We start from the raw sequence: 14,049 nt of genomic DNA, 5'->3' as shown, positions 1-14,049 counted from the left end.
TTCACAGCAGGCCGCGCTCGCGCGCCGCCGCGACCGCCGCGGTGCGCGAGTCCACGCCCAGCTTCGAGAAGGCATGCACCAGATGGGACTTGACGGTGGCCTCGCTCACGAACAGTTCCTTGGCGACGGCCCGGTTGGAGAGCCCCCGCGCCACCGCGCCGAGTACCTCGATCTCGCGGGCGCTCAGCTCCACCCGCGGCGTCTGCATGCTGCGGTAGAGCCGTTGCGCCACACCGGGATCCAGCACGGTTTCGCCCCGGGCGGCCCGCGCCACCGCGTCGACGAGCACGGCCGGGTCGGCGTCCTTGAGCAGATACCCGGCCGCTCCCGCCTCGACCGCGCGCAGGATGTCGGAGTCGGTGTCGTAGGTGGTCAGCACCAGCACCTTCGGCGGATCCGGCGCGGAAGCCAGTTCGGCCGTCGCCTGCGCCCCGTCCATCCCGGGCCCGAGCCGCAGGTCCATCAGCACCACGTCCGGGCGGTGCGCCGCGTTCTGCGCGACGGCCTCCCGACCGGACGCAGCCTCGGCCACCACCTCGAGCCCGGGCTCCGACGCGAGGAGGGCACGCAGCCCCGCCCGCACGACGGGATGGTCGTCGACGAGCAGTACCCGGATCACGGCAGCACCCGCACGGGAAGCGTTGCCGCCACGGCGGTTCCATCGCCCGGCGCCGACTCGAGGAACACCGTGCCGCCCAGCTCGGCGAGCCGCTCCCGCATGGCGGTGAGCCCGAACCCACCGCCCGAGCCCGCGTCGCGGACGTCGAAGCCGACGCCGTCGTCGACCACGTCGAGCCGGACCTCGTCCGGGGTGTAGGCGAGGGTGACCCGCACGCGGCGCGCGTGGGCGTGCAGCCGGACGTTCGCCAGCGCGCTCTGCGCCACCCGCAGCAGCGCGACGTCGAATCCCGTGGGCAGCGGCAACGGTTCGCCGTCCACGCGCAGTTCCGCGTCGATGCCGGTGTCGGCACGCAACCGGTCCAGGATGCGGCCGAGGGCCGCCGCGAGCGGCGCATCGTCGAGATCGGACGGTCGCAGCTTGTCGACGACCCGGCGGGCCTCGACGAGATTGCGCCGTGCCGTCTCCTCGATCCGGCCGAGCAGCGCCGCGGTGTCGTCGCCGGCCCGCAGCCCGGCGCGGGCGAGCAGCAGGATCGACGAGAAGCCCTGGGCGAGGGTGTCGTGGATGTCGCGGGCCAGCCGGGCCCGCTCGGCGGTGGCACCGGTCTCCCGCTGCAACCGCACCAGCTCGTCCTGGGCGTCGAGCAGTTCGCGGTGTGCCTCGGTGAGCTCGGCGAGCAGCGCGTCGCGCTGCTCGGCGTCGCGCACGAGCTGCCGGTAGATCAGGGCCGTGCCGGACGCGACGAGCGCCCCGAACAACGGGCCGACGACGGCGGCCGTGGCGTTGGCCGTGCCGTGGCCCAGGCTCGCGGCGATCGCGACCGCCGTCAGAGCCGCCGTCGCGGCGAACGCGGCGATCGTGGGCAGCAGGTGGAAGCACAGGAAGAACAGCGCGAAGGCGAGCCACACGAAATCCGGTGCGAGCACCACCAGCGCCAGCCAGCCGGCCAGCAGCACCGCCAGCCAGATCCCGCCGCGGGACCCGCGCCGGGCGAACCACAGCCCCGAGATGTACCAGGCGAATTCGGCGCCCGCGAGGACCAGCACCCCCGGGGTGCCGCCGCCGCGCAGCACCCCGACGAGCAGCAGCAGTACGAACAGCGCGTGCTGGCCCAGCTGCATCGCACGCAGCACCGGGACCGTCCCCTCGGGGCGGTGCTGTCGGGCGGTCTGCATTTCACCGACGCTAACACCGCCGCGCACGCCGCCGCCTCCCACTTTCGATTGATCCGGGAACCCATCCACCGAGCGATGCGCCGGCATCGCCGCACCGGGCACCGTGGAACTCATGTTCCTCGCACTGCGCGATCTGCGCTTCGCCACGGGGCGCTTCGCCGTCATGTCGGCGGTGCTCGTCCTGGTCTCGTTTCTCGTCGTCATGCTCTCCGGCCTCACCGCGGGCCTGGGCAACCAGTCGATCGCCGCGATCCGCGGCATCGGTGCCGATCACTTCGCCCTCGACGGCGGTGACACCGATCCGTCCGACCTGTCGTTCGGGGAGTCCACCGTCACGGACGCGCAGCGCACCGCCCTCGCCGCGCAACCCGGCGTGACCGACACCGCCGTGCTCGGCGTTGCCCCCGGACGCGTCGGTGCGGGCGGGCGCGAGGTGATGGCGGCACTGTTCGGGGTCGCTCCCGGTTCCTTCGCGGCACCGGCGGCCCTGCGCCCGGCGACGGCGGCGGTCGACGCGCAACTCGCCACCGACAACGGCTGGACGCCGGGCACCGTCCTGACCGTCGGCGGGCGGGAGGTCACCCTCACCGCTCTCGTCGAGGACTCCTACTACAGCCATCAGCCCGTGGTGTGGCTCGACCTCGGGACCTGGCGCGAACTCCCCGCGACGGCCGGCGCCGACGGGACGGTGATCGCGCTGCGGACCGGTCCCGGGTTCGACACGGCGGCGGCCGCGGCCGCGACCGGCACGAGCGTCCTCGACACGTCCGCGACCCTGAACACCGTCGGCTCGTACACCTCCGAACGCGGGTCGCTGCTGCTGATGCAGGGCATGCTGCTCGTCGTCGGCGCCCTCGTCGTGGGTGCGTTCTTCACGGTGTGGACGGTCCAGCGCAGCCGGGACATCGCGGTGCTGCGCGCGGTCGGCGCCTCCACCTCCTACCTGCTGCGCGACGCCCTCGGACAGGCCGCGGTGGTGCTCGTGCTCGGCACCGGCCTGGGCACCGTCGCCGCGACAGCCGCGGGAGCGGCCGCAGCCACCGTCGTGCCGTTCACGCTGAGCGCGGCCACTACCGTGCTGCCGTTCGTCGCGCTGGTCGGGGTCGGCCTCCTCGGGGCCGCGGCGGCCGTCGCACGCATCGGCTCCGTCGACCCGCTCACCGCGCTCGCCGCGGCCCACTGAGCTGTTCGAGACACCGACGCTGTTCGAGACACCGACGCTGTTCGAAAGACACCGACTCGTTCGAGAAAGGCACCACCATGAGCGTGCGGCTCACCGACATCGTCCTCACCTATCCCGACGGCGACGCCACGCTGCGCGTCCTCGACGGCCTGGACTTCCACGCCGAGCCCGGCGAGACGGTCGCCGTCACCGGTCCGTCCGGATCCGGCAAGTCGAGCCTGCTGGCCGTCGCGGGGCTGCTCACCGTGCCCGACTCCGGGCGGGTCGTCCTCGACGGCGTGGACACCACGGGCCTCGACGCGGCGGCCCGCACGCGGCTGCGGCGCGAACGGATCGGCTTCGTGTTCCAGCAGGCGAATCTGCTTCCCTCGCTGACCGCCACCGAACAGCTCTCGCTGATCGCGCACCTGAGCGGGCGCCGGCTCGACCAGGCCCGCGCCCGCGACCTGCTCGCCGCGGTGGGCCTGACGCAGCAGGCCGACCGCCGCCCGCACCAGCTCTCCGGCGGGCAGCGGCAGCGGGTCGCGATCGCCCGGAGCCTGGTCAACGATCCGGCGGTGCTGCTGGTCGACGAGCCGACTTCGGCGCTGGACGCCGAGCGCAGCCGGGAGATCGTCGAGCTGCTCGAACGGATGGCACGCGAACGCGACGTCGCCGTCGTGATGGTCACGCACGATCGGGAGGCGCTGCGGGCGGGAACACGGCTGCGCGAGTTCGCCCTCGACAAGACGCCCGCCTGAGCGTCACCGGCGGGTACGCACCGCCTCGAGCGTGCGGGAGAAGTAGTTGTTGGCGAGCTGCATCACCACGTTGTACGGAGGCGCGAACTTGCGGGCCCACCAGTAACCGAAGCGCACGTCGAACGACGTGTACACCAGGAAACGGTTCTTCCGGATCCCGGCGAGGATGCACCCGGCGACCTTCTCCGGCGACGCGGCGTGCCGCTCGAACCGCGAGGTGAGCTTTCGGGCGGCCGGATGGTCGCGGTCCACGCCGACGATCTGCACCGAGTTCACCAGCGGGGTACGCACGGCGCCGGGCACGACGAGCGAGACCCCGATGCGGTGCCGGTGCAGGTCGAAGCGCAGCACCTCGGAGACCCCGCGCAGGCCGAACTTGCTCGCGCTGTACGCCGCGTGCCACGGCAGGGCCAGCAGGCCCGCCGCGGAGGAGACGTTGACGAGGTGCCCGCCGCGGCCGGCCTCGATCATGGGGGGCACGAAGTTCTCGATGACGTGGATCGGGCCCATCAGGTTGACGTCGACCATCTGCTTCCAGTGGCGGTGCTCGAGGGCGTCGACCGTGCCCCACACCGACGTTCCGGCGACGTTGGCGACCACGTCGAGGGCGCCGGCGCGGTCGTGGACGTCGGCGGCGAAGGCGGTGACCGCGTCGTAGTCGGAGATGTCGAGGGCGGCGGCGTGCAGCACCGACCCACCCCCTTCGCGCACCGTCCGCACCGTGTCGTCGAGACCGTCGGCGGCGAGGTCGGTGAGCACCAGTTCGGCACCCTCCGCGGCGGCGGCCAGGGCCAGCGCCCGGCCGATGCCGCTGGCCGCCCCGGTCACGAGGAACTTACGGCCCCGCAGGTCCTTGATCGCCATCTCCGCCCCCGATTCGTCGTGTGCGGGTCACCTTAGCGCGGCGCGATCCGCCGCGGCGCCGCGCGGGCGCCGCGGTGAGAGAGAGGGGGGCTGAGGGCGTATGGGACCGCCGGCCGCGCGCTCGACAGTGCGTGTGCGCGACGAATGCGCGCGGGCGGCACCGATGCGCGCGGACGGCTCAGAGGCGCTGGGCCATCTCCTCCTGGTACTTGCGGATCGTCTCCTCGATGCCGTCGGCGTCGGCCTCGCGCCCTTCGCTGCGGGCGCTGTCGGCACGTTCGCGGAGCACTCGAATAGCGCGCCGCAGTTCGTCGTCACTCATTCTGTGTTCCATGTCACACAGTCTCCCCGACCGCGGGCCGGTTCGGCCGGCAATCGGCGGCACGGCATCGACGACGAAGGGCGCCTCCCTGTCCGGGAGACGCCCTTCGGTGGTGGAGCTGAGGGGAATCGAACCCCTGACCTCTTCGATGCGAACGAAGCGCGCTACCAACTGCGCCACAGCCCCGCAGGTTCCGTTCGGAACCGCTCGCAAACTGTAGCAAACGTGCGAGCCGGAGACGAAATTGCGGTATCGGCACAGGTCACGGCGGCGGACAATCGACATGTGGATGCAGTGCGCCTCCGCGGGGACCAGGCCCTGCGGGAGGGTCGGTGGGCCGCCGCGCTGGCCGACCTGACGTCGGTGGCGGCCGCGACCGACGATCCGGCGGCGTGGCTCGGCGTCGGCGAGGCGTCGTGGTGGCTCGGGCGCCTCGACGACAGCGTCGCCGCCTATCGCAGGGCCTACACGACGGCTCTCCGGAGCGGCGACCGAGAGAGTGCGGTTCGCTGCGCGGCGTGGCTGAGCATCAGCTACACGTCCGATTTCGGCAATCGGTCGGTGGCCCACGGTTGGGTCCGCCGGGCGCAGCGACTGCTGCCCGAGGGTGCACCGGGCGCGTTGCACGCCCTGGTGTGGGTGGCACACGCCCACCGCCTGCTCCCGGACGCCGCAGCGGCCGGACCGTGGGCGGCGCGCGCCCTGGACGCCGCACACCGATGCGGCGACCGGGATCTCGAACTGGTGGCCCTCGCCCAGTCCGGTCACGTGGCTGTGGCCCGGGGCGACCTGGAACCCGGATTCGCGCTGCTGGACGAGGCCGCGGCGGCCGCTCTGGGCGATGCGGACCGCCGATTCGACACCGTCGTGTTCGTCTGCTGCGACATGCTGGGCGCGTGTGCGCTCGCCGGCGACACCCGTCGCGCCGACGAATGGTGCCGCGTCGCCGAGGACTTCACCTCCCGCTGGGGGTGTCCCTTCCTGTACGTCGAGTGCCGCACCCTCTACGGGGCATTGCTGCTCACCGCGGGCCGTTGGGGGGAGGCGGACCGGCTCCTGACGGCGGTTCTCACGCTCGACGAGAAGGTCTGCCCCGCCGTCCACGCGCGCGCCGTCGCGGCCCTCGCCACGCTCCGGGTCCGGCAGGGGCGGCTCGACGAGGCCCGGGCGATGCTGGACCGATCCCGCCGCCCGACCACGGAATTGGACACCGCCCGCGCCGAGGTCGCCCTGGCCGACGGCGATCCCGCAACCGCCCGGCGGCTGCTCGAACGTCACGGCACCACGTCCCTGCTGTGTGCCCGGGCCCAGACGGCCACAGGCGACCTGAACGCGGCGACGACCACCGCGGCGGCGCTCGATCCCGACGGTCCCGAGGCGGTGGAGGCGTCGGCGCTGACTGCTGCGGCGCAGGGCTGCGTGGCGGCCGCCGTCGATGCCTTCGAGACGGCCGCTGCTCGCTGGGCGGACCGCTCGGCGCCGTTCGAGGAGGCCCGATGCCTGCTCGAATTGGCCGAGTCGGCGATGAACGACGATCCTGTCCTCGCGACCGCACGCGGGCGAACGGCGGTGACGATCTTCCGGGAACTCGGAGCCGTCGCCGCCGCGGACCGTTCCGCGGCCCTGTTGCGGCGTCTCGGGGTGCGCGGCCCCGGCATCCGCGCCACCACTCGCGCCGGCCCGGATCTCGACAGCGGCCTCACCCCCCGCGAACGCGAAGTACTGGACCTGCTCGCAAGGGGTTTGACGAATCCGGAGATCGCCGGCCGGCTGTTCGTCTCCCGCAAGACGGTGGCGCACCACGTGAGCCACATCCTCCGCAAGCTCGGCGTGCGGAACCGCTCGGAGGCCGCCGCGTATGCCGCCGCCCACCCGGAAGATGGGTCACCTGCCCGATGCGCGGCACCCGGGCGCGGCGCCATCCTCGGTGTATGACGAACACAAGCGAGAACTTCGGGATTTCACCGGCGGCCGCGGAGGTGTACGAGTCACGCTTCGTACCCGCGATCTTCGCGCAGTGGGCGCCACGGCTGCTGGACCAGGCTGCGATCACGACGGGCACGCGGGTGCTGGACGTGGCATGCGGAACCGGGATCGTCGCGCGCGTAGCCGCCGACCGGGTAGGCCCGTCGGGACGGGTGGTCGGTGTCGATGCCAGTGAGGCCATGCTGGCGGTGGCACGTCGGTTGCGTCCCGACCTCGAATGGCACCGGGGTGACGCCGGCGCGCTGCCGTTCGCGGACGGTTCGTTCGATGCGGCGCTGTGCCAGATGGCGCTGATGTTCTTTCCCGATCGTGCACGGGCGCTGCGCGAGATGCGCCGCGTGGCGACGGAGATGGTCGCCGTGTGTGTGCCGGCCGCGTTGGACGAGCAGCCGGCATACCGAGACTTCGTCGACGTCGCGGTGCGGCACGCCGGCCCGCCCGCGGCGTCCCTCCTGGGCACCTACTGGAGTTGTGGGGACCGCGACGAACTACGGGGATGGTTCCGCGACGCCGGACTCACCGTCGATCGGTTCACCACGCACACCGGAAGCGCGCGGTTCCCGTCCGTGGATGCGATGGTGGCGACCGAGGTCGAGGGCAGCCCGTTGATCGAACGGCTCGACGCCGGAACGTACGAGGCGATCACCTCGGAGGCCCGAACGGTGCTGGCCCGGTTCACCGACCCGGACGGCTCGGTGTCGGCGCCTCTCGTGGCGCACATCGTCACCGCGCGCTGAATACGCCCCGCTCCGAGCGAATGTATCGCCCGCTACCGCTGAGGAGATGAACGATACATTCGCTCGGCCCGAACGGATCGGTGACTACTCCCCGGAGGCCCGACGCACCGGGTAGTCGTCGGCGTCGTAACGGGGTTCGTACGTCTCGTAGGCGGGCTCGTCGTCCGTGTAGTGGTCCAGGTGCTCGAACACCGGGTCCTCGTCGTCCACCTCGAGCACCACCGCGCCGGGGCGTCGCAGCCGGGCCGGGACCAGCCGCAGCTCGTCGTCACTGTGTGACTCGACGCCGAGCCGCGAACGGTTCAGGCGCGCCATGCGACGGCGGCGAATCTCCTGCTCGACACGCACCTGGCGACGGAGGTAGATCAGGTAGCCGGCGAGGGCAGCCGTCGCCACCGTGCACAGCCACCACAGGGCCGACGAGACGATGAGGGCGAGGGCGGCGGTGATGATCGCGGCGAACAGCAGGCCGAGCACGGTGCGCTGCCGGAACTCGTAGCGCGCGGCCCGGGCCATGGCGTCGGCCTGCGGGTCGAATCCGCCGCGTCCGCGACGCTGGGGCACGAACTCCCGGGCGGGAGCCCGGTCGGGACGCTCCTCGAAGTCGATGTCGGTGTCGAGCTGTGTGTCCATGCGGTCCTCCGCTGGGTGGCGGTGTCTGCGGTCGTCCACCGTGCGGGCGCGACCGGAGTCGTCGCCGGCTGTGGGACGGGCGGAATCCCGACTCGGACGCCAGTGGGGGTCGGTGCGATGACCGGCGGCCGGCCCGCGCGGGGCGAGTGGCTCGTCGTCACCTCGGTGCAGGACCCGGGTTGCGAGTGCGGCGTCGGTCGTCTGGCGAATACGGGGGCGCTTCGTGACCAGCATGGGCACCAGAACGAACAACCACACGGCAACCAGCCCGATCCACAGGAGCGAGTTCGGCATTTCGGCGGCCCTCCTCCCAGTTGTCGCCCACCAGTCCGTCGACGCCACTGACCCCGTCAGGTTAGCGGCCCCGAAGCCGTCACCCGGACAGAAACGCCGACTCAGATGACTACAGCTGTCACACGAGTCACGCGAATCATGTGACACTCTCTTCACTCTAGTCACAGAGATATAGGACCGTGTGGGTATTACTACGCAGCGATGCACGTAATCTGCGTTACAAGATCAGGCCCAGGTGGCCCGGCCGCCCCGGATCAGCACATCGGACACGCTTCCGGGGACCTCCTCGACCGTCATCGCGACCAGCAGATGGTCGCGGAACCGCCCGTCGACGTCGAGGTAGCGCCGCAGCAGGCCCTCCTCCCGGAAGCCGACGTTGCGCAGGACCGCGCGGCTCGCAACGTTCTCCGGCCGCACCGTGGCCTCCACCCGGTGCAGTCCGGCCGGCCCGAAGCAGTGGTCGAGCCCCAGCGCCACCGCCGCCGTCGCCACACCCAGACCGTTGACGTGCTTGGCCACCCAATACCCGATCCACGCCGACCGCAGCGCGCCGCGCACCACGTTGCCCACGGTGATCTGCCCGCAGAACTCGCCGTCGAGCTCGATCGCCATCGGCAGCATGTGGCCCCGGCGGGCCTCCGCCCGCAGGCTGCGGTACAGCCCCGGCCACACGGTGATGTGATGGCGCATCTCCCACGGCACGTCGCCGGTGGGTTCCCACGGCTCGAGATGCGCCCGGTCCCGGATCCGCAACCGGCTCCACGCCGCCGCGTCCCGCAGCCGGATCGGCCGCACCGTGACCAGGCCGCCGGCCACCCGCAGCGGGCCCAGCTCCGCCGGCCATCCCGGATGACGGGTCATCAGCCGCGCTGTCCGAGGAAGGCGACGTCCACCGGATCCCCGGTGCGCACCTCGGTCACCTCCGGCTCGATCAGCACCAGGCAGTTCGCCTCGGCCAGGGTCGCCAGCAGGTGCGACGACGCGCCCGCCGCCCCACCGAGCGCCTGGACCATGTACTCGCCGGTCGCCTCGTCGCGCATCAGCTGCCCCCGCAGGAATCCCTTGCGGTCCGGGATCGAGGTGATCGGCGTGACGGTGCGGGCGGTGACGACGCGGCGCATCGGCTGCCGGCGGCCGAGCGCGATACGGATCAGCGGCCGCACCATCACCTCGAACACGACCAGCGCGCTGACCGGGTTGCCCGGCAGCAGGAAGGTGGGCACCTCGTCGCGGCCGAGCTGGCCGAACCCCTGCACCGAACCGGGGTGCATCGCCACCCGCTCCACTTCGAGCTTGCCGAGGTCCGACAACGCCTCGCGCACGTCCTCGAGCGCGCCGCCACCGACGGCTCCCGCGACGACGACGATCTCGGAGCGGATCAGCTGGCCCTCGACGACCTCCCGCAGGCGCTTCGGGTCGGTGCTGGCGATCCCGACGCGGTTGACGTCCGCGCCGGCGTCGCGGGCGGCCGCCGCGAGCGCGTACGAGTTGACGTCGTACACCTGGCCGGGGCCCGGAGTGCGGTCCACGTCCACGAGTTCGCCGCCGATGGAGATCACCGAGAGCCGGGGACGCGGATGGACCAGCACCTTGTCGCGGCCGACCGCCGCGAGCAGCCCGACCTGGGCGGCCCCGATGATGGTGCCGGCCCGGACCGCGACGTCACCGGGCTGGACGTCGTCGCCGGCGCGGCGCACGTAGTCGCCGGTCCGGACGGGACGCAGGACCTTGATGCGCGCGCGGCCACCGTCGGTGCGGTCGAGCGGGAGGACGGCGTCGGCGAGGGTCGGCAGCGGCGCCCCGGTGTCCACCCGCACGGCCTGCCGTGGCTGCAGCCGGATCGGTTGACGCGAGCCGGCCGAGACCTCCCCCACCACGGGCAGAGTCAGCTCGATCGGCTCGCCGTCCTCGCCGGTCCGGTCGGTGCCCGCGCCCTGGACGTCGACGCTGCGGACCGCGTAACCGTCGATCGCGGCCTGGTCGAAGCCGGGCAGTGGCCGCTCGGTGACCACTTCCTCCGCGCAGAGCAGCCCCTGGGCCTCGGAGATGGCGACCCGGACCGGCCGTGGCGCCACCGCCGCCGCCGTGACCCTGGCCTGTTGATCCTCGACCGACCGCATACCGCTTCTCGTCCTCCCGACCTGTCGCGCCGTCAGTGCTTCAGGCGCTCGACCAGCCACTCCCGCAGGGAGGGGCCGTACTCCTCGCTGTTCAACGCAGAGTCAACCGCAGCGCGCAGATAGCCGCCGGGATTTCCGAGGTCGTGTCGAGTGCCGCGATGCACCACCACGTGCACGGGGTGACCCTCCTCGATGAGCAGGGCGATCGCATCGGTGAGCTGCAGTTCGCCGCCCGCACCGGGGGTGATCCGGCGCAGCGCGTCGAAGATCGCCCGATCGAGCAGATAGCGGCCGGCAGCGGCGAAGGTGGACGGCGCATCCTCGGGCGCCGGCTTCTCGACCATGCCGACGACCTTCAGCACGTCCGGATTGACGGCGTCGGGCACCTCCTCGACGTCGAAGACGCCGTAGGCGCTCACCTGGTCCTTGGGCACGTCGATCGCGCACAGCACCGTGCCGCCGCGCTTGGCACGCACCCGCTGCATGGTCTCGAGGACGCCGCGCGGCAGCACGAGGTCGTCCGGGAGCAGCACCGCGATGGAGTCCTCGTCTGGATCGAGGGCGACCTCGGCACACGCGACGGCGTGCCCGAGCCCGAGCGGCTTCTCCTGCACCACCGACTCCACCTCGAGCAGGCCCGGCGCCTTGCGGACCTTCTCGAGCAGGTGGTACTTGCCGCTCTCCTTCAGCTTCGACTCGAGGACGAGGTCCTCGACGAAATGCGCGACGACGCCGTCCTTACCCGGAGCCGTCACGATCACCAGGCGCTCGGCACCCGAGTCCGCGGCCTCCCCCGCCACGAGCTCGATTCCGGGCGTGTCCACCACCGGGAGAAGTTCCTTCGGCACGGTCTTGGTCGCGGGCAGAAAGCGCGTACCGAGACCGGCTGCGGGAACCACCGCCGTCCGGAAGTGGCCGGCTTCACCGGTCGCTCTGTTCGTCATAAACACCCACCCTAACTTTCGGCTACCACCCGGTAGATACGTCAGATCCTAAGGTGGCGGATATGAGCGCACTCTCCAAGTCGGAATGGCGGGCCCGAATCGTTGCTGCGCGACGGGCCCGCAGCGACGGGGAGCGCCGCGGCGAGGACGACGCCCTCGCCGCGGCGGCACGGTCGCTGGCCCCCGCCCGGGCGACGGTCTGCGCGTACGTGCCGGTCGGTTCGGAACCTGGTGCGTTGTCCCTGCTCGACGCCCTGCGCGAGGCCGGAAACCGGGTGCTGCTCCCGCTCACCCGCCCGGACAGCACCCTGGACTGGGCGCAGTACACCGGCCCCGGCGCACTCGCCCCCGCCGGGTACGGCCTGCTCGAACCCACCGGGCCGGCGCTGGGCCCGGAGGAGGTGCGGCGGGCGCACACCGTGGTGGTGCCGGCGCTCGCAGTGGACGAGCGCGGCGTGCGGCTCGGTCGCGGGGCCGGCTTCTACGACCGGACCCTGCACCTCGCCGCCGCCGACGCCGTCCTGGTCGCGGTGGTCCGGGACGACGAACTCGTGCCGGAGCTGCCGGAGGATCCCCACGACATCCGAATGGGCTGGGCCCTGACCCCCGGCCGCGGCCTGGTGCCGCTGAACGGGTCGCGCGACACCGGGAATAGAGCACCCAGGTAGCCACGTTGGCACTGTCGGCTGTAGAGTGCTAATGCTGCGGTCGCCAACCAATTCGCGGAGGATCCACCGGTGCCCACTTACTCCTATGCCTGTACGTCCTGCGACAACCGATTCGACATCGTGCAGTCGTTCACCGACGACGCCCTGACGGAATGCAACGAGTGCTCGGGCAAGCTGCGCAAGCTGTTCAATTCGGTCGGCATCGTCTTCAAGGGCAGCGGCTTCTACCGCACCGACTCCCGCGGCGGAGGCAGCACCGCCAGCGAGCCGGCCAAGTCCGACTCGTCGTCCGGCAGTTCGTCGAGCACCTCGTCGTCGGACTCCTCGTTGTCGAGCACCTCGTCGGCACCGGCCGCAGCCGCGAGCTGACACAGTTTCATCCACAGGCGGACGGTTCATCCACAGTCCGCCCGTGACCGGCACTTCACCGGGCCGGCGGGCACGGCCGAACTCGTAGGGTTCGGACCATGCCCGCCGGTCCGTTCTCGTTCCCGCCCCTGCGGAATCCGCTCGATCCCACCCTGCCAGACCGCCTCACGGCACTGACACGGCCGGGCTGGGCGCGCACCGTCGCCGTCCGCCGCGCGATCGCGGCCGGTCTCGTCGGGGTCGCGGCGGTCTCCGCCGTCACCGGCGGCCCGCCGGGCGACCGGACCCCCACGGTCGTCGCCGCCCGCGACCTGCGGCCCGGGCAGACCCTCACCGCCGACGACGTCACCGTCGTCGAGCGCGACCCGTCCCAACTCCCGTCCGGGGCACTCACCGACCCCGCCGAGGCGATCGGCCACACCCTGGCCGGACCGGTGCCCGCCGGCGAAGCCCTCGTCGGGGTGCGGATGCTCGGGCCGCGGCTGGCGGCGTCCGCCACCGGCGACGCGGCGGCCCGGGTGGTCCCGGTGCGCCTGGCCGATCCCGGCGTCGGGGATCTGCTGCGCGAAGGCGACCTCGTCGACGTCCTCACCGTCGCCGAGGACGGCTCCCCGTCGTCGGGTGCGGCGCCGGAGGTGCGGGTGCTGGCCACGGAGGCGACCGTCGTGCTGGCCCAGGGAACGGACCGGACGAGCGACCGCGGCGAGAAGGTGGTCCTGCTCGCCCTGCCGCCCGAGCCCGCGACGGCTGTGGCTGCTGCGTCGCTCGTGAGTGCGTTGACGGTGACCCTGCACTGATCCGGGACCCAGTGCCGCAATCCCGCCGCGAGGGCGTACCGGCTGGTCTATGGTGCGACTGCGAGCGTGACGACTACCACACCCCTAGGAGAAGCGCCATGCTGAAAGGGTTCAGGGACTTCCTGCTCCGCGGAAACGTGCTCGACCTCGCTGTCGCGGTCGTCGTGGGTACCGCGTTCACGGCCATCGTCACGGCGTTCACCACCTACGTCATCGAACCCCTGATTGCCGCGCTCGGCGGCGACAACGAGGCGGGCTGGGGTGTCCAGATCCTCGCGGACAATCCCGCCACGTTCGTCAACTTCGGCGCGGTGGTGTCGGCGATCATCAATTTCGTCATCATCGCCGCCGTCGTCTACTTCGTGCTGATCCTCCCGGCGAACGCGGCCAAGAAGCGGTTCGCCACCGAGAGGGACGACACCAAGGCGAGCGCCGAGGATCTGCTCATCCAGATCCGCGACCTCCTCCAGGTGCAGTCCGGTCAGACCGGCGCACACGCCAAGCTGAGCCTCGAGGAGAGGGAACAGTAGGCGCAACCGTGCCACCGACGAAAAAGGTTGGGCCCGCTCGGAATTCCGAGCGGGCCCAACCCGTG

At 72.0% G+C, this 14,049-nt stretch carries 16 protein-coding genes and 1 tRNA gene; 8 read left to right on the top strand and 9 right to left on the bottom strand.

Annotated elements, in window-relative coordinates; translation table 11 throughout:
- Window position 1: 1 nt before the first annotated feature.
- Together HFP48_RS07775 and HFP48_RS07770 are read right to left on the bottom strand one after the other, a co-directional pair.
- Complete coding sequence (locus tag HFP48_RS07775; protein ID WP_168579311.1) at window positions 2-619, bottom strand: response regulator transcription factor; 618 nt, start codon at window positions 617-619, stop codon at window positions 2-4.
- A complete protein-coding gene (locus HFP48_RS07770) occupies window positions 616-1,797 on the bottom strand; it encodes a sensor histidine kinase (protein WP_050034767.1) in 1,182 nt (393 codons plus the stop codon). Before HFP48_RS07770 ends, HFP48_RS07775 begins: the two co-directional genes overlap by 4 nt.
- A gap of 112 nt (window positions 1,798-1,909) precedes the next feature.
- Between HFP48_RS07770 and HFP48_RS07765 the strand changes: the two genes are divergently transcribed.
- Both HFP48_RS07765 and HFP48_RS07760 read left to right on the top strand, forming a co-directional pair.
- Window positions 1,910-2,980 carry an ABC transporter permease gene (locus HFP48_RS07765; RefSeq protein WP_072634645.1) on the top strand — a complete coding sequence of 357 codons (1,071 nt, stop codon included), beginning with the start codon at window positions 1,910-1,912 and terminating at the stop codon, window positions 2,978-2,980.
- 77 nt (window positions 2,981-3,057) lie between these two features.
- Window positions 3,058-3,720, top strand: a complete 663-nt coding sequence (locus tag HFP48_RS07760) for an ABC transporter ATP-binding protein (RefSeq protein WP_050034766.1) — start codon at window positions 3,058-3,060, stop codon at window positions 3,718-3,720.
- A 3-nt stretch (window positions 3,721-3,723) separates the two neighbouring features.
- On the opposite strand, the gene HFP48_RS07755 is transcribed toward HFP48_RS07760, so the two are convergent.
- From HFP48_RS07755 to HFP48_RS07745, 3 genes are all read right to left on the bottom strand, one after another.
- The gene (locus HFP48_RS07755; RefSeq protein ID WP_006944952.1) at window positions 3,724-4,584 is read right to left on the bottom strand and encodes an SDR family oxidoreductase; all 861 of its coding nucleotides are present in this window, start codon (window positions 4,582-4,584) and stop codon (window positions 3,724-3,726) included.
- Window positions 4,585-4,762: 178 nt separating this feature from the next.
- Complete coding sequence (locus tag HFP48_RS07750) at window positions 4,763-4,906, bottom strand: hypothetical protein (protein ID WP_006944955.1); 144 nt, start codon at window positions 4,904-4,906, stop codon at window positions 4,763-4,765.
- A gap of 110 nt (window positions 4,907-5,016) precedes the next feature.
- Window positions 5,017-5,092 (bottom strand) — tRNA-Ala (locus tag HFP48_RS07745).
- A gap of 99 nt (window positions 5,093-5,191) precedes the next feature.
- On the opposite strand from HFP48_RS07745, the gene HFP48_RS32070 reads away from it, so the two are divergent.
- Both HFP48_RS32070 and HFP48_RS07735 read left to right on the top strand, forming a co-directional pair.
- Window positions 5,192-6,841 (top strand): helix-turn-helix transcriptional regulator, encoded by a 1,650-nt coding sequence (locus tag HFP48_RS32070; protein WP_282597460.1) that lies wholly within the window; start codon window positions 5,192-5,194, stop codon window positions 6,839-6,841.
- Window positions 6,838-7,629 carry a methyltransferase domain-containing protein gene (locus HFP48_RS07735; protein WP_006944958.1) on the top strand — a complete coding sequence of 264 codons (792 nt, stop codon included), beginning with the start codon at window positions 6,838-6,840 and terminating at the stop codon, window positions 7,627-7,629. Before HFP48_RS32070 ends, HFP48_RS07735 begins: the two co-directional genes overlap by 4 nt.
- Window positions 7,630-7,713: 84 nt before the next feature.
- On the opposite strand, the gene glpR is transcribed toward HFP48_RS07735, so the two are convergent.
- From glpR to HFP48_RS07715, 4 genes are all read right to left on the bottom strand, one after another.
- Window positions 7,714-8,556, bottom strand: a complete 843-nt coding sequence (glpR, locus tag HFP48_RS07730) for a gephyrin-like molybdotransferase receptor GlpR (protein WP_168579310.1) — start codon at window positions 8,554-8,556, stop codon at window positions 7,714-7,716.
- A gap of 225 nt (window positions 8,557-8,781) precedes the next feature.
- Window positions 8,782-9,417: a GNAT family protein gene (locus tag HFP48_RS07725; protein WP_029542046.1), complete on the bottom strand. Its 636-nt coding sequence runs from the start codon at window positions 9,415-9,417 to the stop codon at window positions 8,782-8,784.
- Entirely contained in the window at window positions 9,417-10,676 is a 1,260-nt protein-coding gene (gene glp, locus HFP48_RS07720; protein WP_006944964.1) for a gephyrin-like molybdotransferase Glp, read from the bottom strand. The genes HFP48_RS07725 and glp overlap by 1 nt, the downstream gene beginning before the upstream one ends.
- A 32-nt stretch (window positions 10,677-10,708) precedes the next feature.
- On the bottom strand, window positions 10,709-11,620 hold the full coding sequence (locus HFP48_RS07715; protein ID WP_006944965.1) for a UTP--glucose-1-phosphate uridylyltransferase: 912 nt from the start codon (window positions 11,618-11,620) through the stop codon (window positions 10,709-10,711).
- A gap of 62 nt (window positions 11,621-11,682) precedes the next feature.
- Between HFP48_RS07715 and HFP48_RS07710 the strand changes: the two genes are divergently transcribed.
- The 4 genes from HFP48_RS07710 (at window position 11,683) to mscL (ending at window position 13,984) form a co-directional block, all read left to right on the top strand.
- Complete coding sequence (locus tag HFP48_RS07710) at window positions 11,683-12,288, top strand: 5-formyltetrahydrofolate cyclo-ligase (protein WP_006944966.1); 606 nt, start codon at window positions 11,683-11,685, stop codon at window positions 12,286-12,288.
- Window positions 12,289-12,357: 69 nt separating this feature from the next.
- Window positions 12,358-12,657, top strand: a complete 300-nt coding sequence (locus HFP48_RS07705; protein WP_168579309.1) for an FmdB family zinc ribbon protein — start codon at window positions 12,358-12,360, stop codon at window positions 12,655-12,657.
- A gap of 98 nt (window positions 12,658-12,755) precedes the next feature.
- On the top strand, window positions 12,756-13,454 hold the full coding sequence (locus HFP48_RS07700; protein ID WP_168579308.1) for an RcpC/CpaB family pilus assembly protein: 699 nt from the start codon (window positions 12,756-12,758) through the stop codon (window positions 13,452-13,454).
- Between the two features lie 98 nt (window positions 13,455-13,552).
- Window positions 13,553-13,984, top strand: a complete 432-nt coding sequence (gene mscL / locus HFP48_RS07695; protein ID WP_168579307.1) for a large conductance mechanosensitive channel protein MscL — start codon at window positions 13,553-13,555, stop codon at window positions 13,982-13,984.
- Window positions 13,985-14,049: the final 65 nt, after the last annotated feature.

It is taken from the genome of Rhodococcus sp. DMU1 (genome assembly GCF_012272955.1).
In the GTDB taxonomy this organism is placed as follows: domain Bacteria; phylum Actinomycetota; class Actinomycetes; order Mycobacteriales; family Mycobacteriaceae; genus Rhodococcus; species Rhodococcus aetherivorans.
This window is presented reverse-complemented; position numbering and strand designations above follow the sequence as displayed.

What these genes read in the sequence shown, in the direction of transcription:
- HFP48_RS07770 (WP_050034767.1), bottom strand. Translation starts at nt 1,797, where the DNA reads ATGCAGACCGCCCGACAGCACCGCCCCGAGGGGACGGTCCCGGTGCTG.
- HFP48_RS07765 (WP_072634645.1), top strand. Translation starts at nt 1,910, where the DNA reads ATGTTCCTCGCACTGCGCGATCTGCGCTTCGCCACGGGGCGCTTCGCC.
- HFP48_RS07760 (WP_050034766.1), top strand. Translation starts at nt 3,058, where the DNA reads ATGAGCGTGCGGCTCACCGACATCGTCCTCACCTATCCCGACGGCGAC.
- HFP48_RS07755 (WP_006944952.1), bottom strand. Translation starts at nt 4,584, where the DNA reads ATGGCGATCAAGGACCTGCGGGGCCGTAAGTTCCTCGTGACCGGGGCG.
- HFP48_RS07750 (WP_006944955.1), bottom strand. Translation starts at nt 4,906, where the DNA reads ATGAGTGACGACGAACTGCGGCGCGCTATTCGAGTGCTCCGCGAACGT.
- HFP48_RS07735 (WP_006944958.1), top strand. Translation starts at nt 6,838, where the DNA reads ATGACGAACACAAGCGAGAACTTCGGGATTTCACCGGCGGCCGCGGAG.
- glpR (WP_168579310.1), bottom strand. Translation starts at nt 8,556, where the DNA reads ATGCCGAACTCGCTCCTGTGGATCGGGCTGGTTGCCGTGTGGTTGTTC.
- HFP48_RS07725 (WP_029542046.1), bottom strand. Translation starts at nt 9,417, where the DNA reads ATGACCCGTCATCCGGGATGGCCGGCGGAGCTGGGCCCGCTGCGGGTG.
- glp (WP_006944964.1), bottom strand. Translation starts at nt 10,676, where the DNA reads ATGCGGTCGGTCGAGGATCAACAGGCCAGGGTCACGGCGGCGGCGGTG.
- HFP48_RS07715 (WP_006944965.1), bottom strand. Translation starts at nt 11,620, where the DNA reads ATGACGAACAGAGCGACCGGTGAAGCCGGCCACTTCCGGACGGCGGTG.
- HFP48_RS07710 (WP_006944966.1), top strand. Translation starts at nt 11,683, where the DNA reads ATGAGCGCACTCTCCAAGTCGGAATGGCGGGCCCGAATCGTTGCTGCG.
- HFP48_RS07700 (WP_168579308.1), top strand. Translation starts at nt 12,756, where the DNA reads ATGCCCGCCGGTCCGTTCTCGTTCCCGCCCCTGCGGAATCCGCTCGAT.
- mscL (WP_168579307.1), top strand. Translation starts at nt 13,553, where the DNA reads ATGCTGAAAGGGTTCAGGGACTTCCTGCTCCGCGGAAACGTGCTCGAC.